Below are 25,262 nucleotides of genomic sequence, written 5' to 3'. Positions count from 1 at the left end.
CACGGCGCTGGCCACTGACGGCCGACCTTCACGATTGGTCACTGGAACCCCGCGAAGCCATCGCGCTACAAAAGCGCTTGGCGTCTCGACTTGAAGCAGCGGACCGACTACCCCGAGAGGGCCAACGGCCAGAGGTAGAGCGCATCGCCGGTATGGACATCGGTTTCGAGGACGGCGGTGCGATCACTCGCGCCGCCGTCGTCGTGTTGGCCTGGCCCGGGCTTGCGGTGCTCGAAGAGGTCGTGCATCGCGAGCCCACGCGCTTTCCCTATGTGCCTGGGCTGCTGGCCTTTCGTGAATTACCCGCGGCACTGGCTGCGTTCTCCCGGCTTTCAAGGCGCCCTGATTTGGTGATGGTAGACGGCCAGGGGATTGCTCACCCGCGACGGCTCGGTATCGCCGCCCATCTGGGGCTGTGGCTCGACCTGCCCACCCTGGGTATCGCCAAGAAGCGACTCTGCGGCCGCCATGGCGAGGTGCCTGATACGCGCGGCGACTGGACGCCGCTGCTGGATGGCGATGAGGTCATCGGCGCGGTGCTGCGTTCGCGTGTGGGTGTCAAACCGGTATACGTGTCGCCGGGGCATCGGCTGTCGCTGGCATCTGCCGTCGAGTGGACGGTGGCTTGCCTGGGGCGCACCAAGCTTCCCGAGCCAACGCGACTGGCTGACCGCCTGGCATCGCGGCGAGGTCGGAAGTCAGGCAGCGGTCAGACTTGAGCTTGAACGGGCGCCGTGTCTCGCCATATTGCGCCAGGCCTCATTCATGATGCGTCACGCTTGAAGAAGGCCGATCGGCTACAATGTGGGTTCTTCACATTTTCCTGACACTTTCCTGCCGACGAGCCGCCGATGTCCTCCGCTTCTTTATCGTCCACTACCGTTATCGGTGAGCATGCGCTTGCTAACCGTGCCCTTGCCGATCAGGCCATCGCCGCCTCCCGTGCTTGGGTCGAAACCATGGTAGTCGGCCACAACCTGTGCCCCTTCGCCGGTCGCGAGGTGCAGCGCGATACCGTTCGCTACGTGGCGGTGTCGGCCCATGACTGGAGCGAGACCCTGGGTGCGCTGCTGGCCGAGTGCCAGCGACTGGACGAGGACGCAAGCCTTGCCACCACGCTTTTGGTATTGAGCGACGGGGTAAACGACTTCGATGACTACCTGGACCTGCTCGGCGTTGCCGAGGCGCTGCTCGAGGAGCAGGGCTACGAGGGCGTCTATCAGTTGGCGAGTTTTCACCCGGACTATTGTTTCGACGGCGTCGCGGAAGACGATCCGGCCAACTACACCAATCGCTCGCCTTGGCCGATGTTGCATCTCCTGCGCGAAGACGCCATCGCCGAGGCACTAAGCCACTATCCCGACCCCGAGGCTATCCCTGAGCGTAATGCTGCAGCCATGACAGCGCTGGGTGGCGAGGCGCTGGCAAGCAAGCTGGCGGCATTGATGAAGACGGGTGAGCCACGCACTTGAAAGACGGCACTTGATTAGCGCCACCATCGTCGCCATTGATGTGGGTAGATGCTGTTTTACGGGCCTTCATCCCGAGGGCCTTACTCCATAGGAGGTGACATGACGCAGATCACCCGTGCCGGTAGCCCCGTCGAGGTCGATGGTGACCTTCCCCAGAGCGGCCAGTCAGCGCCGGCTTTTACCCTGACCAATCAGGCGCTTGAGGACGTGACCCTTGGTGACTATTCGGGCAAGCGCAAGGTGCTGAATATCATCCCGAGCGTCGATACGCCGACCTGCGCCACCTCGACGCGCAAGTTCAATGAATACGCTTCCCAGCTCGATAACACCGTGGTGCTGGTGGTCTCGGCGGATCTGCCGTTCGCCGCCAAGCGCTTCTGTGGCGCCGAGGGTCTGAACAACGTCGAAACGCTCTCGACGTTTCGTCATCCCGATTTCCATAAGGCCTATGGCGTGGCGCTTTCTTCCGGGCCGATGACCGGGCTTACCGCGCGTGCGGTCGTGGTTATCGATGAACACGACCAAGTGATCCACAGCCAACTGGTCGGCGAGCTAAAAGACGAGCCAGACTACCAAGCGGCCATGGATGCCCTGGGATAAGGGCTTCGCCCTTGGCGCCTGATGGGAGTGACGCATTGCGCGCCCTGATCGGGCGCCTCGAGCAAGCACTCTAAGCGAATGCTTTGAGTAAGTATGTGGAGCGACTACCTTGAGTGAGTATCTGCTGCAAGTTGATCGAGTAAGTCGCCTGAGCTGTCGCTCCAGCCAGCACCTTCAAACGGTAAATCAGTCCCTTCACGAGTCGCACGGTCCATACTTACCTATCCGTGCCCATGATACGTACTCATGATACGTACTAAGGAGACAGTATGAGCATCAAGAAGAAAGGTTCTGCAGAATGGCAAGGCAGCCTGAAAGAGGGCAAGGGCACGGTTTCGACAGAAAGCGGTGCACTCTCGTCCAACCCCTACGGCTTCAAGCAGCGCTTCGAGGGCCAGGCCGGTACCAACCCTGAAGAGCTGATTGGCGCCGCCCATTCCAGCTGTTTCTCCATGGCGTTTTCGATGATGCTTGGCGAGGCTGGCCTCGAGCCAGACAGCATCAAGACAGAGGCCACCGTTAGCCTCGATCAGGACGACAGCGGCTTCACCATCTCTGCCATCCACCTGAGCTGCGTGGCGAAGATTCCTGGTGCCGATCAGGCCACCTTCGACGATGCCGCGAACAAGGCCAAGGAAGGGTGCCCGGTCTCGAAGCTGTTCAATGCCGAGATCACGTTGGATGCACGCCTGGAAAGCTAACGCCTAGACCAGCCACCACCCTGGCTCGCCAGGCGCTAGCCTAGGTTAGCGAGTCATGAGCGTCTGCTAGCGCTCAAACACACGACGGCCATCCCGGGGTCACCGGGATGGCCGTCGTCGTTTCGGCGGGACTTACTGTAAATCTTTCCTATAAGCCTTTCTTGTAAGTCCTTGCAGCAAGAACGTATAGAAAGAATGCGCAGACAGCGCCTTGGAAGTTGCCTGGCGAGCGGTCAGCTGGCAGCGTCGACCAGTGCCCGGATTAGTCGCTGCTGGGGACGGTTGAAGATCAGCCATTCGGGATGCCACTGCACGCCCATCAGGAAGTCGTGCTCCCGGGATTCGATGCCCTGCACCAGACCGTCCCTATCCCTTGCGACGATTTCGATGCCGCGACCGGCTTCCTGCACTGCCTGGTGGTGGAGGCTGTTGATGCGACACCAGCTGACGTCGAGGATGCGGTGCAGCTTGCTATCGGCGACGATATCGACGGTCTTGCGCGGCAGCACGGTGCGCCTTCGCTTGAGGCCCTCGTAGGTGGTGTATATGTCGCTGTCCAGGGTGCCGCCCATATAGACGTTGATCAGTTGGGCACCCCGGCATATGCCGAGCACCGGGCATTGGCTGGGGATGAAGCGCTCCAGTAGCTCAAGCTCCAGGGCATCGCGTTCCGGGTCGACGCGGACGCCGAAGCGTACTTCGCCGCCGTAGAGGTGCGCCTCTATGTCGTCGCCGCCGCCGATGATCAGGCCGTCGAGTGTTTCCGGCACCGGCCGCGACGGCGATAGCCTCAGTGGCCGGCCGCCGTGACGCCAGACCGCCAGCCAGTCGAAGAACCAGGCGAGGCGACTCTTGCGGTCCGAGGTGGTAATACCGATCAGTGGCCGGGTCATTCGTCCTTCATCCAGTGTTTGAGCTTGTCGAGCCAGCGTGACATGGACGAGCGGGCATGATGGGTAAGGAAGTCATTGGCGCGTTCGGCGAGTCGCTTGGGGTCTGCGGCGAGACGCTCCACGGTAAGCCAGCGGTTCCACTCCACCACCGAGCCCCAGTTCTTGGCCGAGAGATGGGCATTGGGCAGGCGATAATGAAACGTCGGCCGTGGCTTGACCAGCTCGGTCTTAAGCAGGGGATTGGAGTGGTCAGGCCGCAGCCAGGCGAACAGCGGCAGGAAGTCGAGCTCGCGGTTGCGGGTCGGATTGTGGTGCAGGTAGTCCGCAATCAGGGTGTCGAGGTCCGGCGAATAGTCGGGATCGAGCACCTTGAGGGCATAGGCCTTGGGGAAAGGGTTGGCGTGGGGCAGCACTTCGCGAGTGATGTCGATGTCGATCTGATCGCGCAGCCAGGGCGCCAGCAGCAGATAGGCACGCAGGTGAGCGAGCAGGCTGTCGACATCGGTGCCCGGCACTTCGGGGTTGAGGTGTAACCCGAAGCCGTAGAGCAGGCTATCATCGGTGCCCTTGGCGCCGTGGCGGCGCAAGGCGTCGAACAGCGTGTCGAGCTCGCCGAGCTCATTCCAGGGCACGGGGGGGCAGACGATTTCGGTCGGTACCAGGCCGGCCACCACGTCGCCCAGCAACTCACGCGAGCGCGTGTGAAGCTCGATATGCCACTGGTGCCGCTGGCGGGCCCATTCGTCGTCGCTGCTCGGTGGGGCGGCGGTTATCTTGTCGTCCGGGTGCACCATCTTGGCATCGAGCTCGATGGTGAACTCTCCCCAGCGGGTGTCTTTCACACGCCAGCGATGTGGGCTGAGTGCGATGACTTGGCCGCCAACATGTTCTGCCACCAGATTCGCCGCGGCGGCTGGCGAGACACAGGCAAATTCTATCTCGACGCCGACACGACGGAGCTTGCCTTCCCCGGTAGTGGTAACAGGGGGCGATTGCGGATCCATGCCACACTCCCGTAAGCCTGAATTGGCTCCGCAAGCCTATCATACCTCGACCGGCGACCCACCAGGGGCGCTGGTGCTGACTCGGTAGGCGGTCGCGGGATGCCTCGGCGCCGGCATTCCTTTACTCTGACGACCTGGCAATATGGGCCTTTTCGATGACAGGCCTTCTTTTGGTTCTCGCTTTCTTTTCACTATCAGACACCTAGGGAGTCTTCATGAGCGAGCCTGCTCCACGCTCTTCGCTTGTCAGCCATCGGTTGATATGGGGGCTGATGGTCCTGTTGACGATGCTGTTGGTGCCACCGATGGCGCAGGCACAGGCGCCGGGCATGGGGCTAACGGGACTTTCCGGTGACTCGTCCAGCAGTCAGCCAGATCCCAAGGCCGTGGTCGAGTCGTTGGATACCGTGATCGCAACGCTCGACAACGCGGAGCGGCGCGGCAAGCTGCTTGAGGAACTCAAGGCGCTGCGCGACAGCACTGCTCAGGTCGAAGGGGGGAGTGCCGATGCCGGGCCTCAGGGATTGCTGGGGGCTTTGGCGGACACCTTCAACGAGCTGGGGGAGCAGGCCGATGAGGGCAAGTCGCCGCTTGATATGTGGCAGCGGCGATTGATTCAGGCCTGGCAGGATGTGGGAGAGCTTGCCAGTAGTGCCGGTAACGCGGCGTTGCTGCGCCTGGCCGTTGAAGCCGCCGTGCTGCTGTCGGTGTGGGTTGGGTTGCTGCTATCGCTTATGGCGCTTGCCCGTTTGCTAGTGGGCCGCTTTGGCGTGCCGCTGGAACTGCCGCGAGAACCCAAGGCCTGGCTGCTGGGCGTGCATTTCCTGCGCCGCCTGCTGCCCTGGGCGGTCGCCTTTGCCATCATGCTGGCGCTATCGCAGTTCGTGGAACCCAATGCCGCGGTCAGCCTGGCACTGGTTACCGCCTATGTGTCGCTGTGTGGACGACTGTTGGCATCGGCCTGCGAGGTGGTGTTCTCGGCGTTCACTCGCGGGCATCGTTATATCGCGGTGCGCTACCTGCGGGCTAGGGCATTGCGGCGACTCTTCCTGATCGGGGCATTTATAGCGCTGGGTGACGCGCTAGATTCTGCTCAGCTGGTTGCTCAGTTGGGAAGCGATCTGGCGGGGTTTCTGTCGATCGTCACCAATCTGCTGGCGGCAATGATGAGCGGTATCTTCATTCTGCGTTTCAAGCAGCCCATCAAACACCTGATTCGCAATCGTCCTTATTCGCAGCGCAAGGCGCAAAGCACGATCAATTACGTAGTGCGGGTACTCGGCGGCCTGTGGCATGTGCCCGCCCTGCTGCTGGTCGGCGTTTCGCTGGTGGCGTTGTTGATCACCGTCGGCGATGCTGGTGGTGCCTTGCCACGGGCGATTGGCACTGCGGCACTGCTGATTCTGACGCTGGTGGTCAACGGGCTGCTGCGCCGTTACGGCGCGACGCTAGAAGGGCGTAGGCGCATTTCCCAGTACCGGCGCCGCCTCGAGCGCTTCGGGTATGCCCTGGCACATATGCTGTGTTGGCTGACCTTCGCTGAGCTATCCATACGCGTATGGGGCGGTTCGCTGCTGGGGGTCGGCCAGGAGGCGGCCGGCGCACGGATTGGTCATGCCTTGATCAGCATCGGGTTCACTCTGCTGATTGCTTGGCTGGCTTGGATCTTTGCCGATACCGCCATTCAGCGGGCGCTGTCGAGTTCGGCCCGCTCCCGGGGGCGGCGTGTCAACAGCGCCAGGGCGCAGACCATCACGCCGTTGGTTCGCAATGTGGTCTTCGCGACCATCGTGGTGATCGCCTCGATCGTTGCCCTGGCCAATCTGGGGGTTAACGTCACGCCACTGTTGGCCGGTGCTGGTGTGATCGGTCTGGCGATCGGCTTCGGTGCACAGACGCTGGTGCAGGACCTGATCACGGGGATCTTCATCCTGGTCGAGGATTCGTTGGCCATTGATGACTTCGTCGACTTGGGCGGACACCTGGGCACCGTCGAGGGGCTGACCCTGCGCACCGTGCGACTGCGCGACCTCGATGGCATCGTCCACACCATCACTTTCAGCCAGATCAAGTCGATTCATAACATGTCGCGCCAGTTCGGCATCGCCTTGATGCGCCTGCGCATCCCCCACGATATGAAGATCGATGATGGCATCACCCTGGTGCGGGAAGTCGCCGACGACCTTCGCCATGATCCGCTGATGCGTCATCACATCTGGTCGGCGCTCGAGATGCAGGGCATCGAACGTTTCGAGGAGGGCGCTGCGGTGCTGCGCATGCGTATGCGTACGGCCCCAGTCATGCAATGGGACGTGGCGCGTGCCTTCAATCTGCGCTTCAAGCAGCGCTTGGAAGAAGATGGCCTGGATCTCGCCATGCCGCGTTTGAGCGTGCAGATGGAAGGTCGCGGCGGCGAGGCGCTCGATGAGCAGGCGCCCGAATCTGAGGCCGAAACCGAGGGCGCGAGCGAAGGTTCTGCACGTGATGTGCTAGGGCGTTCGGCGGGCGAGGCAGGTCGGGGCAGGGCGCCCGGCGCGCCTCGCCATCAGGGGTCGCCTGGAGACAGCTAGCAAGGCTTCGTGAGTGGGGCGCTGGAAGAACGGCTAAGGGTCAGTGGCTTTGGTCGAGATGAGCGACTGGGGCTGGCGGTGGTGGGCGTTCAAAGTAGCCAGTAGTGGTAGAGCGCGGCACCCGCTGCCGCGCCGAGCAGCGTAGCGCCCGTCAGCAGTACCGCCAGCAGCCAGGGGGCTCGCCACTTGCGCCAACCGTTATGCAAGCCGACGGCGCGCTCGACCCGTGCTATTAGCAGGTCGTGGCGGGCACCGGTGTTGTCCGGCGGCAGCGAGAAGTCGTTGGCGGTATTGTCCTGCCAGAAGGGGCCGTGGGTCAGCCCGAGCCTTGCGCGCAGCAGGCCGATATCGCGCAGGGTGACGTGCAATGCATCGTAGGCCTCACGGCGCTCGGGGTCGCCCAGCACGACCTCGGCATCGGCCTTGAGGGCGTTGTGTTGGCAGGCTTCGATAGCCCGCTGGATCTCTTTATCGCTGGCATCATTGGGCAGTCCCAGTCGCTGATAGAGGTCCCGCATTCAGCTAGCCCGCATCAGGTATTCATAGGCGTTCTTGATCCGCTGGAAACGCTGAGACGCCGTCGCCATGCGGGCCTCTCCCTGGGCGTAGAAACGGTCGGGATGGTGCGTTTGGGCCATGCGGCGATAGGCCTTGCGAATCTCGGCACGATTGGCACCGGGAGGCAAGCCAAGCACCGCCAGGGCGCGGTGGGCGCGTGGGTCATTGGGGGATGCCTGTTGCCAGCGCCGGTTCTGGTCTGCGTTATGGCGTTCCTGGCGGGCCCTCTCCTGTCTGGCTCTCTCCTGATCCTGCTGCGCTCTTTCCCGGCGAGCTTGCTCCTGGCGCTGTCTTTCGCGCTCGCGGGCTTCTTGTTCGCGTCGCTCGCGCTGTCGGCGTAGCGCCTCTTCCTGCCTCTCTCGCGCTTCCCGCTCGCGCTGCCGGCGCAGCGCCTCTTCCTGTCGCTCGCGCGCTTCCTGCTCGCGGCGCCTCTCATCCTGCTCCTGTTGCCGTGCCTCTTCCCGCTGTCGCTGATGCTCCTTGGCCAGCCAGTAATCTCGACGGCTGGGGTCCTCGGGCACGGCGTAGGGGCGGCCTGCCTGTTCGGCATAGAGGGTGGCAAACAAGGAGGGGATGACGCCCAGCAGGTCGGCCAAAAAGCGCAGCACATGATGCTGAGCAATGCTGGGTTCGCCGTCGATGACGGACAAGGCGATCGCCTGGCGCAGAAAGGGGTAGGCCTGTTCGCCGCCACGGTCTTTTTGCATCACCTCGGCGGCGAGCTGGATGGCGTCGAAGTCCTGGCGGTTGGCCAGGTCGAAGATCGGGGTCAGCTCATGGCCATGGCGGCATTCGCTGGCAAGTGACGTGAGTTGGCGGCGCTGTGCTTCAGTGAGAGGTCCCCGCGAGGCCATCACCCAGGCGAGCAGCAGTAGTCCGGCGGTATCGGCTTGGCTACGGCTGGTCAGCAGTAGTGTCTCGAAGGGGGTGAAGCGACCGCTGGGCATTCTGGCTCCGAAGTGTCTCACGGGACGATCATTGTCATGGTGTGGCATCTGCAGCCGTGAGGCGTCGACAGCCGGGGACTACTTATACCGATCACTAAATGCTTATCCAAGGAGTATCGGCGTCAGGCCCCGGGGCTTTAATTCGTCCAAGGGCTCTGTCGGCATGCTACGTCGCGGGGGAAGGCGCTTTCCAGGCCCGGGGCTTCGTCAGCCGCTCATCGGCGAGGGCTTGCCGATGTTTTCAGGGCCAAAAGAATCGGGCAGCAGGGTCTCCATGTCGTAGCTCTTGAGTACTTGTCCCGCAGCGTTAAGCACATGGATGCGCGTGGCGGGGGAGGCAAATTCGCGGATGCGCTGACGACAGTCGCCGCAGGGGGTGCACAAGTGCTCGCCCGGGCCGATCACGTAAAGCGTGGCGATCTGTTGGGTGCCTGAAGAGACCATGGCGGCAATCGCCGAGGCCTCGGCACATAGCCCCTTGTAGTTGGCTATCTCGACGTTACAGCCGAAAAACCATTCGCCCTCGGGCGTTTGCAAGGCAGCACCTACCGGATGCTGGGAATAAGGCGCATAGGCGCGATCGCGGGTGGCGACCAACTGCTCGCGCAGCGACTCATCGAGGATGGGGGAAGTGTCGGGCATGGGAGAGGCTCTCTTGGCAGTTCGCGTTAGGCGCTGCTTCATCGGGGCAGGGCGCGCCGGCTGGGTGCGCTTTTCCAGACTATCGCCGAGCAGGCAGCATCTCGCCAACGAGACATGGCGATGGCGCACGCCAACCAAAACCGCCCCGGCCTGGAGCGCGGGGCGGTAAAGAGGCGAAGGGCCGGACGTCAGCCGGCAGCCAAGGCGATGAAGAAGCCCGCGATGGTGGCCGACATCAGGTTGGACAGGGTGCCCGCCAGCACGGCTTTGACGCCGAAGCGAGCAATCTCGTGGCGGCGCCCCGGTGCCAGGCTGCCCAGGCCACCGAGCAGGATGGCAATCGAGGACAGGTTGGCGAACCCGCACAGGGCGAAGGATAGGATCGCCACGGTATGCGATGACATGGCCGCGCCGGTGGCGGCGACCATCTGCTCGCCTTCGATATAGGGCGCCAGGTTGATGTAGGCGACGAACTCGTTGACCACCAGCTTCTGGCCGATGAAGGAGCCGGCGAGGGTGGCTTCCTGCCAGGGAATGCCCAGCAGGAAGGCCAGCGGCGAGAATAGCCAGCCCAGCAGCTGTTCGAGGCTCAGCGACTCTAGGCCGAACCAGCCGCCAATGCCACCGAGGATGCCGTTGACCAGCGCGATCAGGCCGATGAAGGCCAGCAGCATGGCGCCGACGTTAGCCGCCAGGCGCATGCCGGAGCTAGCGCCGGAGGCGGCCGCATCCAGCACGTTGGCCGGCTGGTCTTCGTCCTCGACGCGTTGAATCGCCTCGGCGTCGTCATCCTTGGGCGTCTCGGTTTCCGGCATCAGCAGCTTGGCGAACAGCAGGCCACCCGGTGCCGCCATGAAGGAGGCCGCGACGAGGTATTCCATGGGAATGCCCAGCGCGGCATAGCCCGCCAGCACCGAGCCCGCCACTGAAGCCAGGCCGCCACACATCACCGCAAATAGCTGCGAGGCTGTCATGTTGTTGATGAAGGGGCGTACCACCAGCGGTGCTTCGGTCTGGCCAACGAAGATATTGGCGGTGGCTGACAGCGACTCGGTGCGTGAGGTGCCAAGGACCTTTTGCAGTGCACCTCCGAGCAGACGGATGATCCACTGCATGATGCCCAGGTAGTAGAGCACGGCAATCAGCGACGAGAAGAAGATGATGACCGGCAGAACCTTGATGGCGAAGATGAAGCCTGCCGTTGAAGGGTCGGCCAGCCCGCCGAACAGAAAGTCGATGCCGTCGTTGGCATAGCTCACGACCTGACTGACAGCATCCGAGATGGTCTTGAGGACGGCCTGTCCGAAAGGCACGTAGAGCACGAAGGCGCCGATGCCGGCCTGGATGGCGAAGGCGCCACCCACGGTGCGCAAGCGGATAGCGCGTCGGTTGGTGGAGAACACGAGGGCGATCAGGATGAGCGTCGCCATCCCCACCAGGCTCATGATTATGGTCATGGGAAGTCCTTCATGGCAGCGAATGCGGCCCGAGCCGGGAACTGGCTCGGGCCCTGGGCATTACAGGAAGTTGTACTTGAGCGTGTAGATGATGGCGTTCTGATAGTCCTCTGGAGTGCCCAGCTTATTATCCGAGTAACGGTACTGAACGCCGGCAGTCAGGCTCGAAATCGGGTGCCACCATAATGAAACTGCACCATTGGTGCCAACGCTTTCCGCCTTGTCGCCGACATAGTTCTGGGTGAGGTAGTCGTCGTCGCGGGCTAAGGTCTGCTCGTGCCAGTTGGTGATGCTGAATTGCTGGCCGAGCGTCTCAAAGCCGTAGCCCAGCACCCAGCCGGCCATGTAACCGTTCATGCCGGTATAGCCATCACTTTGCACGCGCGCCGCACCCAGGAAAGGCTTGAACCACAGGCCGTTGTCGAAGGTGTGGATGTAGCCGACGCCCAGCACCTGGTCCTGCTCGCGACCGTTGTAGCCATAGTCGCGGAAGTCATAGAGGTGGGCGTAGATCGTGAAGGGCGAGTCACCCAGATAGATATGAGAGGTGAGCTTGCCGGCGGTACGGAAGTTGTCCTTGCCGCCGCTCTTCTCGTCGAACTGATCGTTGCCCGGATTCTCCAGGTCGAAGAAGCCGTAAAACTCACCCCAGGAGAAGCCGGCGCCGCCCTCGAGCTCGAGAAAGGTGAAGTCGCTCTTGGCAGCGTTGGTCGAGGTGCGATCTTCTGTGCCGGCGGACCAGTCGAGGTAGTTCACCGAGACATTGGCGAAAGACCAGACCGGGTCCATGTCTGCGGCCTGGAGCGGCGCGCTGCACATAGCCATAAGGGCGCTGGTGCCAAGTAGAGTGGAGGCTCGGCGCGGGGAAAGGGTGGACATGAGAACCATTGCCTTGAGTTTTGTTTTGAGAGTGCGTGTTTTGGAAAGCGTCGATTGGGGACACTGGTGTTAAGAATGCTGGAGCATTCAGAGAAGCAGGAACCTGCTGGCCGGAATGGTATCAAAGGCCGTGTCTGAACTGACAATTTTTTGCACCACTGCCAGGGTGTGCTTAACACCCTCCTCATCCCCATCCCACCCGGTGGCGCTTCGTGTTACACTTTTCGGCACCTCGCGTCGCCTCACCTGTGCGCTATCTGCGACACCCCTGCGACAAATCGTCACTGTTGCGTGGGGGGTATTTCTCAGACGATACGCGGTCAGTGTAGCCAGACCTTTGTGGTAGCTGAGCATTTCCTCCTTGAGTATTTGCTCATAGGTCTTGTTGCGATGCGTGTTAACTCTTTGCTGCATCGGATGCTGCTTGCGGTCATGGATATGGACCCAAGACGCGACGGCTGTGGCATTTGTTGTGCGCATACATTAGCCGGCTAATTTTCAATCCGTGCAAGGTTAGCCTGATTTCGTGCCCTGACGAGGTCGTAGGATGAGAAGAAAGAAGTACTTACGTGTGCTGAGTCCGCTGGTGCTCGCGTCGCTTGCCCTGTTACTGACAGGGTGCGATTCGGCATTGATGGATCCTAAGGGGCAGGTTGGGGAAGAGCAGCGAACCCTGATTCTGACTGCGTTCGGTCTGATGCAGATCGTTGTCATTCCGGTAATCGTGATGACTATCGCCTTCGCTTGGCGCTATCGTCGCAGCAACCGGAATGCCACCTATAGTCCCGACTGGCACCATTCCAACAAGGTCGAAGCGGTGGTGTGGTTCGTGCCCTGCGTGATCATTGCCTTCCTGGCGGTGCTGACGTGGTACACCTCACATAGCCTGGATCCACATAAGCCCATTCAGGCCGAAGGCGACGATGCCAATGAGCCGATCGTCATCGAGGCGGTCTCTCTGGACTGGAAGTGGTTGTTCATCTATCCGGAACAGGGTATTGCCACGGTCAACGAGCTGGCATTCCCCGTAGACACGCCGGTGCGTTTCCGCGTCACCTCCGGCTCGGTCATGAACTCTTTCTTCATTCCGCGTCTGGGTAGCCAGATCTACGCCATGGCCGGCATGGATAACGACGTTCACCTTGTGGCGGATGAGCAAGGCGTCTACCCCGGTCGTTCCACTAACTACAGTGGTGCGGGCTTCTCGGAAATGACGTTCGACGCCCACGTCGGCTCTCAGCAGGACTTCGAGTCCTGGGTGTCCAAGGTGCGTGAGTCGTCCGAGTCACTGACTTTCCCCGATGAGTATTACGATCTCGCTGCTCCCAGCGAGAACAACGAGATCCAGTACTTCTCTGAGACATCCCCGGCTCTCTACGAGAGCATCATCAAGAGCTTCCATGCCGGCGGTGATCACGCAGCGCGTGTGGCGAAGTTCACTGACAGCTACGCCAATGATTTCGGTCACGGTGCCGGTCATGGTGACCATGGTGACGAAGCCCACGGCGATGACGGTCACAGCGAATCGGACGAGTCTCATGGCGAGCCCATGAGCGCGGAGGCAGCGGAGTAAATTATGTTCGGAAAACTCAGTCTAGAGGCGGTTCCGTACGACGAGCCGATCATCATGGTGACCGTTACGGCCATCGTGTTGGGCGGTCTCGCGTTAACGGGCGCCATCACTTATTTCAAGAAGTGGGGCTACTTGTGGAAGGAATGGATCACCTCCATCGACCACAAGAAACTCGGCATCATGTACTTCATTGTTGCCTTGGTGATGCTGCTGCGCGGCTTCGCCGACGCCATCATGATGCGTTCCCAGTTGGCCATGGCCTCAGCCGGGGCTGAGGGCTTCTTGCCGCCCTCGCACTACGACCAGATCTTCACCGCCCACGGCGTGATCATGATCTTCTTCGTGGCCATGCCCATGGTCATCGGCCTGATGAACTTGGTGGTACCGCTGCAGATCGGTGCGCGTGACGTAGCCTTCCCCTTCCTCAACAACCTGAGTTTCTGGTTGTTCGCGGCGGGCGTGGTCCTGGTCAACGTGTCACTCTTTGTCGGGGAGTTCGCCAAGACTGGCTGGCTGGCCTACGCGCCACTATCGGGACTCGATTACAGTCCCGGGGTCGGCGTGGATTACTGGATATGGGCGTTGCAGATATCGGGTATAGGCACGACCATGACGGGGATCAACTTCTTCGTCACGATTATCAAGATGCGTACCAAGGGCATGACGATGTTCCGTCTGCCGATCTTCACGTGGACCTCACTGTGCGCCAACGTGCTGATCATCGCGTCTTTCCCGATCCTGACCGCCACCATCGCCTTGCTGACGCTCGATCGTTATCTGGGCATGCACTTCTTCACCACCGACCTCGGTGGCAACATGATGATGTACGTCAACCTCATCTGGGCCTGGGGCCATCCTGAGGTGTACATCCTGATCCTGCCGGCCTTCGGTGTCTTCTCAGAGGTCATCGCGACCTTCGCCAAGAAGCGCCTGTTCGGCTATAACACCATGGTCTGGGCGACGGTGGCGATCACCATCCTGTCGTTCGTGGTCTGGCTGCACCACTTCTTCACCATGGGCGCAGGCGCCAACGTCAATGCCTTCTTCGGCATCATGACGATGATCATCGCCATACCTACCGGTGTGAAGATCTTCAACTGGCTGTTCACCATGTACCGCGGTCGTCTGGAGATCACCTCTCCGGTGCTGTGGACCCTGGGCTTCATCATCACCTTCACCATTGGTGGCATGACCGGTGTGATGCTGTCGCTGCCGGCGGCGAACTTCGTGCTGCACAACAGCCTGTTCGTTATCGCCCACTTCCACAACGTCATCATCGGCGGCGTGGTATTCGGCATGCTGGCGGGCCTGACCTACTGGTTCCCGAAGGCCTTCGGCTTCACCCTGAATGAAAAATGGGGCAAGCGTTCCTTCTGGTGCTGGATCACCGGCTTCTATGTGGCCTTCATGCCGCTGTACGTGCTGAGCTTCTTTGGTGCCGTGCGTCGCATGCAGTCTTATAACAACCCCGAGTGGCAACCGCTGATGATCGTTGCCTGGGTGGGCGCGCTAATCATTGCGGCGGGTATTGCCTGCACCTTGATCCAGTTCTACGTCAGTATCCGTGATCGCAAGCAGAACGAAGACGTGTCTGGCGACCCGTGGGACGCACGTACCCTCGAGTGGGCGACCTCCTCGCCGGCGCCGTTCTACAATTTCGCACACCTGCCTGAAGTACACGGTGTGGATGGGTTCTGGGAGGCCAAGAAGGCCAACGGTGGCGTGCCGCCGATTTCCGAGCCGCCCTACCAAGATATCCACATGCCGAAGAATACTTGGGAAGGTCCGATTATCGCGCTCTTCGCCACCATCTTTGGTTTTGCTCTCGTGTGGCACATCTGGTGGCTGGCAATCGTCGGTGGCATCGGTATGTTTGCAACCTTCATGGCGCGGATCTTCAACGATGACGTCGACTACTACGTCCCTGCGGCGGAAGTGGAGCGCATCGAGCGCGAGCATCGTCAGCGCTTGAAGCAGAAGGGTGATCTCGCGCACTCAACTCGGCTGGAGACGCAGAGCTAATCATGGCAACCGATACTCTTAGCAACCAAGGTCATGCCCACGGGCATGACCACGATCACCACGACGATCATCACGATACCGCCGGCACTAAGCTGTTCGGTTTCTGGGTCTATCTGATGAGCGACTTGGTGATCTTCGGGTCACTGTTCGCCACCTACGCTGTGCTCCTCACGGGCACGGCGGGTGGTCCCACCCCGGATGAGATCTTTGAGCTGCCGTTCGTGCTGGTCGAGACCTTCCTGCTGTTGTTCTCGAGCTTTACCTACGGCATGGCCGTGCTGGCGATGAATGCCAACCAGACGGCCAAGGTCAGTCGTTGGCTGTGGATCACCTTCGCGCTGGGTGCTGCGTTCGTCGCGATGGAAGTCTACGAATTCCATCACCTGATCAATGAAGGTTTCGGTCCGGACCGCAGTGCCTTCCTGTCGGCGTTCTTCACGCTGGTCGGCACCCACGGCCTGCACGTGACCTTCGGCCTGATCTGGATCCTGGTGATGTTGGTTCAGCTCAAGAAGCAGGGCCTGACCGACGTTACCCGTCCGCGGATCATGTGCTTGAGCCTGTTCTGGCACTTCCTGGACATCGTCTGGATCTGCGTATTCTCCTTCGTCTACCTGATGGGAGTCCTGTGATATGAGTGGCTCACACACGTCTCACGACAACAGCCATGGCAGCGTCAAGTCCTATGTGACTGGGCTGATCCTGTCCATCGTACTGACCGTCATACCCTTCGGGGTCGTGATGAGCGGCGACTTCAGCACTGGGGCGATGGTCGGCGTGATCACCGTGACAGCGGTGCTGCAGGTGCTGGTTCAGTTGGTGCTCTTCATGCATATGAGCTCAAAGACTGACGAAGGCTGGAACCTGACGTCGTTCGTCTTCGCTGTGGCGATTCTGGTCCTAGTCATCGGAGGTTCTCTGTGGATCATGCATCATCTAAACCTCAACATGATGATCGGATAACGCAGCCTTCCATGCTCAAGGACTACCTGACACTCACCAAGCCGGGGATCATCGGCGGTAATTTGATCTCCGTTCTGGGCGGCTACTTCCTAGCCGCCCAGGGCGGGTTCGACCTGCCGCTGTTTCTCTCCGCCGTGGTGGGGTTGGCGCTGGTGATTGCGTCTGGATGTGCCTTCAACAACGTCATCGATCAAGATATCGATCGCGTGATGCGGCGCACCCAGAACCGCCCGCTGGTACAGGGGCGGGTCACCGCTGGTGCTACGCTGTGGTTCGCCACAGCGCTGGGGCTTGCTGGCTTTGCTCTGTTGGCTCTAGGCACCAACGCCTTGACGGTTGGGCTGGCCACCTTCGGCTTCGTTATCTATGTCGTCGTCTACAGCCTGTGGATGAAGCGTCATTCCGAGTACGGCACCCTGGTCGGTAGCCTCTCTGGGGCCATTCCGCCGGTGGTTGGCTATTGTGCCGTCAGCGGCACCTTCGATACCGGTGCCATGACGCTGCTGACCATCTTCTGCCTGTGGCAGATGCCGCATTCCTATGCGATAGCCATCTTCCGTCTGGAAGACTACCGCGCGGCATCGATTCCGGTGTTGCCGGTGGTGCGGGGCATTCACCGTGCCAAGCATCACATCCTCGGCTATATCCTGGCGTTCATTCCGGCGACCCTGGCGCTGAGCATCGCTGGCTATGCCGGCCCCGGCTACTTTATCGTTGCTCTCGGTATGGGTGTCTATTGGCTGTACCTAGCGTGCAAGGGCTATGGTGCCAAGGATGAGGAACGTTGGGCGAAGAGCGTGTTCGGCTTTTCCATTCTCACCATCACGGCGCTGAGCCTGATGATGTCATTGGATGCCGCCCTTCCCAATGCGCCGCTCCTGTGGACCTCGCTGCGCTGATCTTACCCAGGGCTCTTTCTGAGCTCTCTCTGAACTCTCTGAAAAACCCAAAGCGTTGAGACGACGGTGATAACCGTCGTCGACGCTTCCCCCTTCCTTCTGACTATACTGTTGATAAGGCACACTTCATGTGTGTGCTTGGGGTCGGTTCGTGACGATCTCTCCTGCTGATAGATGGAGGTATCCGGATGCTGACGCATGTCTGGGGCCTGATGGCCCATCCGCAACGCGAATGGAAACAGATCAAGGGCGAGCGGGAGACGCTTACCCACCTCTACGAGCATCACGTGCTGCTGCTGGCCGCCATTCCGGTCGTTTGCTCCTATATCGGCACCACCCAGGTGGGGTGGGGGCTAGGCGGCGAGACCACAATACAGCTTAGCTACCTGGATGCCTTGGGTGCGGGCATCGTCTTCTATCTGGTGATGCTGGCGGCGGTGTATGTGGTGGGCAAGGTGATTCGCGCCATGGCCAAGCGTTTCACGGACAAGCCGCCTAAACAGAGTGAGTGCATCGTGTTCGCTGGCTATGTGGCCACGCCGATGTTCCTCAGCGGCCTGGTGGCCGTCTATCCCATTGTTTGGTTGTGCCTGCTGGCCGGTGTGCTTGGCCTTTGCTACACCGCCTATCTGCTTTATCTGGGTATTCCGGCCTTTCTCGGCATTAGCCGCGAGGAAGGTTTCATCGTTTCGAGTTCCACCCTCGGCATCGGGGTGCTGTTGCTCGAGGTGCTGCTGGGCCTAACGGTCCTGCTATGGGGCTACGGGGAGCGCATCATCCTGACGCTGCTTGGAAGCTGACGTAGCCAGTGGGCCGCGTGTCTACGCCATATCTACGCCACAGAAGCGGTGATACGCGGCCCACGACTATCGACTTGCAGACTCAGAGCTAACGACACCCGGATGCAGGCAGGGCAATCGTCCTGTTCCTGCGTTGGCCCTTCGATATGTTTGGCGGCTAAGGCTCACTCATTCAGGGAGTGTGCTTGGCGGTGCCAACCCCAACGCTAACCCCAACCCTAGGCGAGCCACCGAGTCGCTATTTGACGGCCATGGCCTGAGCGCTACTGAAGCATGGGAAGGAGGCGGCATGTCGCCATCCTACCTTGTGGCTATCTCAGGCCGGCACTAGAGTTTAAATAGGCCTTGGCAAAATAATCCCTCTTGCGCAAGCCGCATCCATGCAGTGCCGAGGGCGAGGCTTGCCAGGCTACTTTGTGCGATCAGCATTCATCAGGAGGATGTGCCATGCGTGCTGTGGATGTCATGACGCCGACGGTTATCAGCGTTTCCCCCGAAACCGGTGTTCAGGAGATTGCCCGCCTGCTGCTGGATCACCGCATCAGTGCGGTACCCGTGGTCGATGGTGACCAGCACCTGCTGGGTATGGTCAGTGAAGGCGACCTGATGGGGCGCGCCGAGAACCAAGCCGAGAAGCCCACGCCGTGGTGGCTGGCGCTACTGTCCTCAGGACCGGAAACGGCGGCCAGCTACATCAAGACACACGGCCATGCGGCACGCGACATCATGTCTCATCCGGTGGTCGACGTGGAGGAAGACGCCAGCGTCGCCGAAATTGCCCGGCTGCTCGAGAAGCGCCATATCAAACGCGTACCGGTGACCCGGAACGGCAAGTTGGTCGGTATCGTCAGTCGCTCTAATCTGCTGCAAGGCCTGGCTATCACCCCACCAGACGGTGAGGGTAGTGTCGATGACCGCAGCCTGCGTGAGGCGCTCAGCAAGGAGATCGAGGAAAAGCTCAACAGCGTGCGCGTTAACGTTATCGTCAAGGACGGTGTCGTCGAATTGTGGGGCCTGGTTGCCAGCGATGAGGAGATGAAGGCCGTACAGCTGGCCGCCGAGAGTCAGCCCGGCGTCAAACGGGTTGAGAATAATATGAGCCGTATGCCGCAGGGGTTTGGCGCCTTTTAGTGTCTTTCGCGCATGGGGGCTATCTCGGTGAAGGCAATGTCTTCTTCGCCGGCTCCGGCTTCGGTGCCAGCTATCTTTTCTGATGCCGGCCGACGCTTGCTTGAACCAGCGGCATGGCGCCAGCGCGACAGTCAGGCCCCGCCGATGACGCACATGGCGGGGCCTTTTCTCGGGTTGCGCGTGGATGCTTTTTAGACTTCTTGATAGAGCTGGGCGCCGGCATCCCGGAAAGCCTGGGCCTGATCCTTCAGGCCCTTTTTTACCGCTTCCGGGTCATCGGCGGGGTGCTTGTCTGCAGCGCTGCGCTTGAAGACTGAGTCGCGCACCTCCTGGCTGATCTTCATCGAGCAGAATTTGGGCCCGCACATGGAGCAGAAGTGAGCCACCTTGGCCGAGTCCTTGGGTAGGGTCTCGTCGTGGTATTCACGGGCGGTGTCCGGATCCAGCCCCAGATTGAACTGATCCTCCCAGCGGAATTCGAAGCGTGCCTTGGATAGGGCATTATCCCGGCGCTGAGCGGCGGGATGGCCCTTGGCCAGGTCGGCGGCGTGAGCGGCGATCTTGTAGGTGATGATACCGGTCTTGACGTCGTCCTTATTCGGCAGGCCCAGATGCTCCTTGGGGGTGACATAGCAGAGCATGGCGCAGCCGTACCAGCCGATCATCGCCGCGCCGATGCCCGAGGTGATGTGGTCATAGCCCGGCGCGATATCGGTGGTCAGCGGGCCCAGGGTGTAGAAGGGGGCCTCGTCGCATTCCGCGAGCTGCTTGTCCATGTTCTGCTTGATCAGGTGCATCGGCACATGGCCCGGGCCCTCGATCATCACCTGGACGTCGTGCTGCCAGGCGATGCGGGTCAGCTCACCCAAGGTCTCGAGCTCGGCGAACTGTGCCTCGTCGTTGGCATCGGCCACCGAGCCAGGACGCAGGCCGTCGCCCAGCGAGAAGGCGACGTCATAGCGCTTGCAGATCTCGCAGATCTCCTCGAAGTGCTCGTAGAGGAAGCTCTCGCGGTGATGGTAGAGGCACCACTTGGCCATGATCGAGCCGCCGCGCGAGACGATGCCGGTGGTGCGCTTGGCGGTCAGCGGCACGTAGCGCAGCAAAACGCCTGCGTGGATGGTGAAGTAGTCCACCCCCTGTTCGGCCTGCTCGATCAGGGTGTCGCGGAACACCTCCCAGGTCAGGTCCTCGGCCACGCCGTTGACCTTCTCCAGCGCCTGGTAGATGGGCACGGTGCCGATCGGTACCGGGGCGTTGCGGATGATCCACTCGCGGGTCTCGTGGATGTTCTGTCCGGTGGACAGGTCCATGATGGTGTCCGAGCCCCAGCGAATGCCCCAGGTCATCTTGTCGACCTCGTCCTCTATGGAGGACGTCACCGCCGAGTTGCCCAGATTGCCGTTGATCTTCACCAGGAAGTTGCGGCCGATGATCATCGGTTCGGATTCCGGGTGGTTGATGTTGCAGGGAATGATCGCCCGGCCGGCGGCTACCTCGTCGCGCACGAACTCTGGCGTGATCTCCTCAGGCAGTCGGGCGCCGAAGCCTTGGCCGGCGTGCTGGTGGCCGAGGATGCGCTCGACCTCGTCGGAGCCAGAGTACTGGGTAGAAAGCGCCTGGCGCTTCTGGTTTTCCCGAATGGCGATGAACTCCATTTCCGGGGTAATGATGCCCTGGCGGGCATAGTGGAGCTGGGTAACGTTCTTGCCTTCTCTGGCGCGACGCGGCTTGCGGGTCAGCTCGAAGCGCAGGTGGGCAAGCATGGGATCGTTGGCGCGGCGCCGGCCGTACTCGGAGGTCGGGCCGTCGAGAAACTCGGTGTCGCCTCGGGCCTCGATCCAGTCGCGGCGCAGTTCAGCCAGGCCTCGACGCAGGTCGATCTCCGCCTCGGGATCGGTATAGGGGCCCGAGGTGTCATAGACCAACAGCGGTGGATTCTGCTCGTCGGCGCCGGATGTGCGAGTCGGCGACAGGCTGATCTCGCGGAAGGGAACGCGGATATCGGGCGTCGAGCCCTCCACGAAGATCTTGCGTGAGCCGGGCAGCGGCGCAACGGCGGCGGCGTCGACGCGAGCGGTCTCGGCCAGGGCGTTCTGAGTCAGGGTCGTGCGGGTCATGGTTGTGCTCCGTATGACGCGGTCAAGTCGGCGCACAGCGTAGGCAGGAAGGGGCCTGTAAGGGGAACGGGCAGGCGAATCCTTCGCTTGATCCCTACGCCGGTACTAGCCGGATCAGGTTCATCGGGATCCACCTTGATGCCCGTGGGCATAGGGTGATCTCAGCCGGTTCCACCGGCACCCCGTCAAGCGTTGCGCGCCCAAGGCGCGCAGGGAGCAGTCTGGGCCAGGGGCGGTGAGGGGTCAAGCGGCCGAGAGTGGGCTTAGCCGCGCTGATCGAGCCCCATCTGCCAGAAGTCGACCTCCAGTCGCGTGGCTTCGCTGAAGGTCTGGCTCAATTCCTGGAAGCGTCGTGGCCCGACCTCCGCCAGGCGCGCATCGAGCCAGGCTATCTCATCCAACATGGCCTGCTGGAACTCGGGGCCTTCGTAGAGGGTGATCCAGGCATCGAAAGGGTTGGCCGCGCCACGCACCGTGGTGGGCTGCTCATTGAGCCAGGCGGCGATTTCAGCGTAGCCGATCAGGCAGGGAGCCAAGGCCACGTGCAGGTCCAGAAGGTCGCCGCGGTGGCCGGCCTCGAGCACATAGCGGGTATAAGCCAGGGTCTCGCGGGCCTCGGGCAATGCGGCCAGATCGGTCTCCGAAATGCCCCATTCACGGCAGAAACCGATATGGAGCTCCAGCTCGGTATCCAGAATGGTTGAAAGCCCCGCCTTGGCCTGGCGCAGGTCGCTCAGGGTCCGGCTCTTGTAGGCCGCCAGGGCGTAGGCACGGGCAAAGTGAATGAGGAACAGGTAGTCTTGTTGTAGATAGCAGCGAAAGGCGTTTTGATCGAGAGTGCCGGTGCCTAGCGCGCGCACGAAATCGTGCTCGATATAGCGGCGCCAGTCCTCTTGGCAGGTGGCGGTGAGATCCTTGAAGCAGTAGCCCATCTGGCCTCCGGTGATGTTCGTAATCCGGATCAGGTTAAACGGGCCCCCTGTCGCCTGCACTGCCATGGCGTTGGGCGGTTTCGGCCGGTATCACCAGCACCCCGTAAAGCGAGTGGCGACAGTCTAGCAGTTTGCTATTTCCTCGCCAGCCTGGGCCCTGATCGCGCCTGATGCCGCATCACGATTCTTTTAATGAAATGAGGATGTCACGGATGATGTCAGCCACTTCCCGCCCCCCCGACTTGACCCTGCTGGTTGCCGGCGACCCTGAGCAGCGTACCGGCAGCCATGTCTATGATGCCCGTATCGCCGAAGCGCTGCGTCAACGCGATTGGGATGTCGAGGTCGAGGGGCTCGCCGGGCGCTTTCCAACCCCCGATCAGCAGGCAAACGAGAGTCTAGAGCACGCCCTGAGCCGACAGCCCGAGGGCGCTCGGGTGGTGCTCGATGCCATGGTGATGGCCGGACTTCCCGAGGTCGTCGCGCGTCATGCCGATCGGCTCGAGCTCACCGCCCTGATGCATCATCCGCAGGCCGACGAGACCGGCCTGAGCGAGAGCCAGCGGGAAGGCTTTTTGTTTAGCGAGACGCTGGCGCTAAGGTCGATGCACCGGGTCATCGCCACCAGTCTCTTCACTGCCGAACGACTTGCCGGTTTCGGTGTGCTGCCATCACGAATTCACGTGGTCGAGCCGGGCGTCACGCCGGCGCCACTGGCGAACAGCGTCGAACGCCACGTCGAGGGCACTGAGCCAACGCGGCTGCTTTGCGTGGCGAGCCTGACACCCCGCAAGGGATATGGGGTGCTGATCGAGGCGCTCTCCGAGCTTTCGGATTTCGATTGGCAGTGCGATTGCATCGGCGGCTTGGATCTCGATCCCGATCACGCGAGTCGAATCGAGACAATGATCGAGGAAAAAGGGCTAGGTGAACGGGTTTGCTTGCTGGGCACCCGCTCGCCTGAGGCGCTTTCCGCATACTACGCAGAGGCGGATCTTTTCGTGCTGCCGTCCTACTACGAAGGCTACGGTATGGTGGTGACCGAAGCGCTGGCTCGGGGCTTGCCCGTGATTACCACCACCGGCGGCGCATTGCGCCATACCCTGCCCGAGGGCGCGGGTGTGGCCGTGGAGCCGGGCGATGCCCAGGCCCTGGCATCTGCAATGCGTGGCTGGCTCGAAGACGGCGAGCTGCGGGCCCAGTTAAGCCGAGGGGCGGTGGAAGCCAGGCGCCAGCAGCAGGATTGGCACAGCGCAGCCAAAGCCTTCGCCGTGGCGCTCGGCGAAGGCTAGAAGGCTAATGGTGCCGCCCCGAGCGCGATTAGCGCTGGGGATACCAGACATAGTTCCAGGTTTCCGTCAGCGGCCGGCCGCGCAGGGTCAGCGATAGCCGCATATCGGCTGGCTTGTCGCCGTCGGGCTGGAGGCGGAAGCTCGCCCGCCATGTCTCGCCGTCGGGCAGCGGCTGCACCTGCTCGGTAAGGAGCTCGCCGCTGGAGGTGCTCAGCGTCATTTCCACGGGCTGGCTGGCATCCAGGCTCGAGAGCTCGCCGCCGCGAAAGTCGACGATGAAGTGACGCCGACTCCTCGGCGGAGGATCGTCCTGGCCCGGTACGCCTCCCCAGCCCTGGCGGGTATGGACGACGCCGGCAAGCTCGAGACTCGGCGGATAGGCGCCGAACGTCGAGGTGCGGTAGCGGTAGATACGGGACTCGCCGGCGTTGAAGGGCGCATCGGGCACCCAGTAGGCGATGATATTGTCGTTGGTCTCGTTCTCGGTAGGAATCTCCACCAGTTCCACACCACCGGATCCCCAGTCACCGCCTTGTGGCGTTACCCATTGGCTGGGGCGCAGGTCATAGCGCGCCTCCATATCCAAATAATCGTCGAATGCACGCGGACGCTGCACCAGGCCGAAGCCTTGGGGCGTGTCATCGCGCAGCGAGGAGATATGCAGCTGAGTTGGATTGCTCAATGGGCGCCAGATCCACTCCCCCTTGGCGGTGTGCATGGACAGGCCGTTCGAGTCATGGACGCGGGGCCGGTAGTCATCGTCGCGCATGCGCTCGAGGCTGCCATGCCAGAACATGCTGGTCAGCGGGGCAACGCCGAGCTTCTTCACGTCTTCGCGGGCAAAGAGGCGTGCTTCGACATCGACGGTGCTGGACTCGCCGGGGGTGATGTCGAAGCGGTAGGCGCCGCTGACCGAGGGGCTGTCGAGCAGTGCCAGCACCTGGATATGGGTGGCATCAGGGGCCGGCTTGACCAGCCAGAAGTCCGTGAATGCCGGGAATTCCTCGCCCTGTGGCGAGGCGGTGTCGATGGCAAGCCCGCGTGCCGATAGGCCGTAGCTCTGGTCGCGGCCAACCAGGCGGAAATAGGACGCGCCGAGGAAGACGACGAATTCGTCACGGTAGTCGCCGCGGTTGAGCGGGTAATGCAGGCGAAAGCCCGCATAGCCGATATCGTGGCTGGCCTGGTCGTCGCTGGATGCTTCGGCCAACGCCTCGCCGATGGGGGCCGCCGCATCGTCATAGCGGAAATAGCCTTGATCGAAGGGCAGCGGCGACACCTCGACCTCGCCGCTGTCGTCGTGCGGCTCGACCAGGTTGATGTCTACCGGGTGATCGTAGAGAAAACCGGTATGGAAGAGTTGCACCTCGAAGAGAGACTGGTCGCGCCACAGGGCCTTATCGGGACGGAAGCGAATCTGTCGGTAACGATCGTAATCCATGTCCTGCAAGGCGTCAGGCAGGTGGGCTTCAGGCGTTTCGTAGGGGGACTGAGCGAGCTGCTTGGCCTGGTCGGTCACCTGGTCATACAGCGCGTCCAATGATGCCATGCTGGTCTGATCGCCGGGGCCGGGCTGGCCGGTGGCGGTATCAGGACGCGGGGATTGCTGGCTCTGGCCACCTTGGCTTTGCTCATCAGGACTCTGAGCATCGGCGCTCTTTACATCAGAGCCCTGTGCATCAGAGCCCTGTGCATCAGAGTCCTGTGCATCAGAGTCCTGTGCGTCAGAGCTCTTTAGATCAGCGCTATGTTCATTAGCGCCCTGCCCACTAGCGCCTTGCGCTTCGATATGGGGCTCCGCCGCGGC

24 protein-coding genes and 1 riboswitch are annotated in these 25,262 nt (G+C 61.6%); of the genes, 13 read left to right on the top strand and 11 right to left on the bottom strand.

Annotated features, from left to right (window positions below; translation table 11 throughout):
* Positions 1-14: 14 nt before the first annotated feature.
* The 4 genes from nfi (at position 15) to BLR71_RS12585 (ending at position 2,773) form a co-directional block, all read left to right on the top strand.
* Positions 15-719: a deoxyribonuclease V gene (gene nfi / locus BLR71_RS12600; RefSeq protein WP_092526977.1), complete on the top strand. Its 705-nt coding sequence runs from the start codon at positions 15-17 to the stop codon at positions 717-719.
* Positions 720-851: 132 nt separating this feature from the next.
* Complete coding sequence (locus tag BLR71_RS12595) at positions 852-1,472, top strand: DUF1415 domain-containing protein (RefSeq protein WP_092526932.1); 621 nt, start codon at positions 852-854, stop codon at positions 1,470-1,472.
* A 99-nt stretch (positions 1,473-1,571) separates the two neighbouring features.
* The gene (gene tpx / locus BLR71_RS12590) at positions 1,572-2,072 is read left to right on the top strand and encodes a thiol peroxidase (RefSeq protein WP_092526929.1); all 501 of its coding nucleotides are present in this window, start codon (positions 1,572-1,574) and stop codon (positions 2,070-2,072) included.
* Positions 2,073-2,341: 269 nt separating this feature from the next.
* On the top strand, positions 2,342-2,773 hold the full coding sequence (locus BLR71_RS12585; protein ID WP_092526926.1) for an OsmC family protein: 432 nt from the start codon (positions 2,342-2,344) through the stop codon (positions 2,771-2,773).
* 233 nt (positions 2,774-3,006) lie between these two features.
* Here the strand turns inward: BLR71_RS12585 and BLR71_RS12580 are convergent, their stop codons facing one another.
* Entirely contained in the window at positions 3,007-3,666 is a 660-nt protein-coding gene (locus BLR71_RS12580) for a gamma-glutamyl-gamma-aminobutyrate hydrolase family protein (protein ID WP_092526923.1), read from the bottom strand.
* Positions 3,663-4,670 (bottom strand): amidoligase family protein, encoded by a 1,008-nt coding sequence (locus BLR71_RS12575; protein WP_092526920.1) that lies wholly within the window; start codon positions 4,668-4,670, stop codon positions 3,663-3,665. The genes BLR71_RS12580 and BLR71_RS12575 overlap by 4 nt, the downstream gene beginning before the upstream one ends.
* A 215-nt stretch (positions 4,671-4,885) precedes the next feature.
* On the opposite strand from BLR71_RS12575, the gene BLR71_RS12570 reads away from it, so the two are divergent.
* Positions 4,886-7,240, top strand: coding sequence for a mechanosensitive ion channel family protein (locus tag BLR71_RS12570; protein ID WP_245696444.1), 2,355 nt, complete (start codon positions 4,886-4,888; stop codon positions 7,238-7,240).
* A gap of 89 nt (positions 7,241-7,329) precedes the next feature.
* Here BLR71_RS12570 and BLR71_RS12565 read toward each other — a convergent pair whose 3' ends face one another.
* The 6 genes from BLR71_RS12565 to BLR71_RS12540 all read right to left on the bottom strand — a co-directional run bounded on the left by BLR71_RS12565 (position 7,330) and on the right by BLR71_RS12540 (position 12,203).
* On the bottom strand, positions 7,330-7,758 hold the full coding sequence (locus BLR71_RS12565) for a J domain-containing protein (protein WP_175491674.1): 429 nt from the start codon (positions 7,756-7,758) through the stop codon (positions 7,330-7,332).
* Positions 7,759-8,745 (bottom strand): J domain-containing protein, encoded by a 987-nt coding sequence (locus tag BLR71_RS12560; RefSeq protein WP_092526917.1) that lies wholly within the window; start codon positions 8,743-8,745, stop codon positions 7,759-7,761. It abuts the gene before it with no gap.
* 207 nt (positions 8,746-8,952) lie between these two features.
* Positions 8,953-9,387 (bottom strand): cytidine deaminase, encoded by a 435-nt coding sequence (gene cdd / locus BLR71_RS12555; protein WP_245696443.1) that lies wholly within the window; start codon positions 9,385-9,387, stop codon positions 8,953-8,955.
* A gap of 188 nt (positions 9,388-9,575) precedes the next feature.
* Positions 9,576-10,844: a NupC/NupG family nucleoside CNT transporter gene (locus BLR71_RS12550; RefSeq protein ID WP_092526910.1), complete on the bottom strand. Its 1,269-nt coding sequence runs from the start codon at positions 10,842-10,844 to the stop codon at positions 9,576-9,578.
* Positions 10,845-10,904: 60 nt separating this feature from the next.
* Complete coding sequence (locus BLR71_RS12545) at positions 10,905-11,723, bottom strand: outer membrane protein OmpK (protein WP_281241773.1); 819 nt, start codon at positions 11,721-11,723, stop codon at positions 10,905-10,907.
* An 87-nt stretch (positions 11,724-11,810) separates the two neighbouring features.
* The gene (locus BLR71_RS12540) at positions 11,811-12,203 is read right to left on the bottom strand and encodes a hypothetical protein (RefSeq protein ID WP_139172628.1); all 393 of its coding nucleotides are present in this window, start codon (positions 12,201-12,203) and stop codon (positions 11,811-11,813) included.
* Between the two features lie 67 nt (positions 12,204-12,270).
* Between BLR71_RS12540 and cyoA the strand changes: the two genes are divergently transcribed.
* The 7 genes from cyoA to BLR71_RS12505 all read left to right on the top strand — a co-directional run bounded on the left by cyoA (position 12,271) and on the right by BLR71_RS12505 (position 19,111).
* Positions 12,271-13,296, top strand: a complete 1,026-nt coding sequence (gene cyoA / locus BLR71_RS12535) for a ubiquinol oxidase subunit II (protein ID WP_092526901.1) — start codon at positions 12,271-12,273, stop codon at positions 13,294-13,296.
* A 3-nt stretch (positions 13,297-13,299) separates the two neighbouring features.
* Positions 13,300-15,318, top strand: a complete 2,019-nt coding sequence (cyoB, locus tag BLR71_RS12530) for a cytochrome o ubiquinol oxidase subunit I (protein ID WP_092526898.1) — start codon at positions 13,300-13,302, stop codon at positions 15,316-15,318.
* 2 nt (positions 15,319-15,320) lie between these two features.
* Entirely contained in the window at positions 15,321-15,950 is a 630-nt protein-coding gene (locus BLR71_RS12525) for a cytochrome o ubiquinol oxidase subunit III (protein ID WP_092526895.1), read from the top strand.
* Between the two features lies 1 nt (position 15,951).
* A complete protein-coding gene (cyoD, locus tag BLR71_RS12520; RefSeq protein ID WP_092526892.1) occupies positions 15,952-16,281 on the top strand; it encodes a cytochrome o ubiquinol oxidase subunit IV in 330 nt (109 codons plus the stop codon).
* 11 nt (positions 16,282-16,292) lie between these two features.
* Positions 16,293-17,180, top strand: coding sequence for a heme o synthase (gene cyoE / locus BLR71_RS12515; RefSeq protein ID WP_092526889.1), 888 nt, complete (start codon positions 16,293-16,295; stop codon positions 17,178-17,180).
* A 188-nt stretch (positions 17,181-17,368) separates the two neighbouring features.
* Positions 17,369-17,980 carry a Yip1 family protein gene (locus tag BLR71_RS12510; RefSeq protein ID WP_092526886.1) on the top strand — a complete coding sequence of 204 codons (612 nt, stop codon included), beginning with the start codon at positions 17,369-17,371 and terminating at the stop codon, positions 17,978-17,980.
* Between the two features lie 447 nt (positions 17,981-18,427).
* Entirely contained in the window at positions 18,428-19,111 is a 684-nt protein-coding gene (locus tag BLR71_RS12505) for a CBS domain-containing protein (RefSeq protein ID WP_092526884.1), read from the top strand.
* Between the two features lie 191 nt (positions 19,112-19,302).
* Here BLR71_RS12505 and thiC read toward each other — a convergent pair whose 3' ends face one another.
* Both thiC and tenA read right to left on the bottom strand, forming a co-directional pair.
* Positions 19,303-21,231, bottom strand: coding sequence for a phosphomethylpyrimidine synthase ThiC (gene thiC / locus BLR71_RS12500; protein WP_092526881.1), 1,929 nt, complete (start codon positions 21,229-21,231; stop codon positions 19,303-19,305).
* Between the two features lie 74 nt (positions 21,232-21,305).
* Positions 21,306-21,426: riboswitch (TPP riboswitch) on the bottom strand.
* Between the two features lie 68 nt (positions 21,427-21,494).
* Entirely contained in the window at positions 21,495-22,163 is a 669-nt protein-coding gene (gene tenA / locus BLR71_RS12495) for a thiaminase II (RefSeq protein ID WP_092526878.1), read from the bottom strand.
* A 215-nt stretch (positions 22,164-22,378) separates the two neighbouring features.
* Between tenA and BLR71_RS12490 the strand changes: the two genes are divergently transcribed.
* Positions 22,379-23,455, top strand: coding sequence for a glycosyltransferase family 4 protein (locus BLR71_RS12490; protein ID WP_092526971.1), 1,077 nt, complete (start codon positions 22,379-22,381; stop codon positions 23,453-23,455).
* A gap of 28 nt (positions 23,456-23,483) precedes the next feature.
* On the opposite strand, the gene BLR71_RS12485 is transcribed toward BLR71_RS12490, so the two are convergent.
* Positions 23,484-25,004, bottom strand: a complete 1,521-nt coding sequence (locus tag BLR71_RS12485) for an OpgD/OpgG family glucan biosynthesis protein (protein WP_092526875.1) — start codon at positions 25,002-25,004, stop codon at positions 23,484-23,486.
* Positions 25,005-25,262: the final 258 nt, after the last annotated feature.

The sequence above is a fragment of the Onishia taeanensis genome (genome assembly GCF_900100755.1).
GTDB lineage: Bacteria > Pseudomonadota > Gammaproteobacteria > Pseudomonadales > Halomonadaceae > Onishia > Onishia taeanensis.
This window is presented reverse-complemented; position numbering and strand designations above follow the sequence as displayed.

Bases quoted from the DNA above. Each gene is read 5' to 3' on its own strand.
- BLR71_RS12595 (WP_092526932.1), top strand. From the start codon at position 852: ATGTCCTCCGCTTCTTTATCGTCCACTACCGTTATCGGTGAGCATGCG.
- tpx (WP_092526929.1), top strand. From the start codon at position 1,572: ATGACGCAGATCACCCGTGCCGGTAGCCCCGTCGAGGTCGATGGTGAC.
- BLR71_RS12585 (WP_092526926.1), top strand. From the start codon at position 2,342: ATGAGCATCAAGAAGAAAGGTTCTGCAGAATGGCAAGGCAGCCTGAAA.
- BLR71_RS12580 (WP_092526923.1), bottom strand. From the start codon at position 3,666: ATGACCCGGCCACTGATCGGTATTACCACCTCGGACCGCAAGAGTCGC.
- BLR71_RS12575 (WP_092526920.1), bottom strand. From the start codon at position 4,670: ATGGATCCGCAATCGCCCCCTGTTACCACTACCGGGGAAGGCAAGCTC.
- BLR71_RS12570 (WP_245696444.1), top strand. From the start codon at position 4,886: ATGAGCGAGCCTGCTCCACGCTCTTCGCTTGTCAGCCATCGGTTGATA.
- BLR71_RS12565 (WP_175491674.1), bottom strand. From the start codon at position 7,758: ATGCGGGACCTCTATCAGCGACTGGGACTGCCCAATGATGCCAGCGAT.
- BLR71_RS12560 (WP_092526917.1), bottom strand. From the start codon at position 8,745: ATGCCCAGCGGTCGCTTCACCCCCTTCGAGACACTACTGCTGACCAGC.
- cdd (WP_245696443.1), bottom strand. From the start codon at position 9,387: ATGCCCGACACTTCCCCCATCCTCGATGAGTCGCTGCGCGAGCAGTTG.
- BLR71_RS12550 (WP_092526910.1), bottom strand. From the start codon at position 10,844: ATGACCATAATCATGAGCCTGGTGGGGATGGCGACGCTCATCCTGATC.
- BLR71_RS12545 (WP_281241773.1), bottom strand. From the start codon at position 11,723: ATGTCCACCCTTTCCCCGCGCCGAGCCTCCACTCTACTTGGCACCAGC.
- BLR71_RS12540 (WP_139172628.1), bottom strand. From the start codon at position 12,203: ATGCGCACAACAAATGCCACAGCCGTCGCGTCTTGGGTCCATATCCAT.
- cyoA (WP_092526901.1), top strand. From the start codon at position 12,271: ATGAGAAGAAAGAAGTACTTACGTGTGCTGAGTCCGCTGGTGCTCGCG.
- cyoB (WP_092526898.1), top strand. From the start codon at position 13,300: ATGTTCGGAAAACTCAGTCTAGAGGCGGTTCCGTACGACGAGCCGATC.
- BLR71_RS12525 (WP_092526895.1), top strand. From the start codon at position 15,321: ATGGCAACCGATACTCTTAGCAACCAAGGTCATGCCCACGGGCATGAC.
- cyoD (WP_092526892.1), top strand. From the start codon at position 15,952: ATGAGTGGCTCACACACGTCTCACGACAACAGCCATGGCAGCGTCAAG.
- cyoE (WP_092526889.1), top strand. From the start codon at position 16,293: ATGCTCAAGGACTACCTGACACTCACCAAGCCGGGGATCATCGGCGGT.
- BLR71_RS12510 (WP_092526886.1), top strand. From the start codon at position 17,369: ATGCTGACGCATGTCTGGGGCCTGATGGCCCATCCGCAACGCGAATGG.
- BLR71_RS12505 (WP_092526884.1), top strand. From the start codon at position 18,428: ATGCGTGCTGTGGATGTCATGACGCCGACGGTTATCAGCGTTTCCCCC.
- thiC (WP_092526881.1), bottom strand. From the start codon at position 21,231: ATGACCCGCACGACCCTGACTCAGAACGCCCTGGCCGAGACCGCTCGC.
- tenA (WP_092526878.1), bottom strand. From the start codon at position 22,163: ATGGGCTACTGCTTCAAGGATCTCACCGCCACCTGCCAAGAGGACTGG.
- BLR71_RS12490 (WP_092526971.1), top strand. From the start codon at position 22,379: ATGTCAGCCACTTCCCGCCCCCCCGACTTGACCCTGCTGGTTGCCGGC.
- BLR71_RS12485 (WP_092526875.1), bottom strand. From the start codon at position 25,004: ATGGCATCATTGGACGCGCTGTATGACCAGGTGACCGACCAGGCCAAG.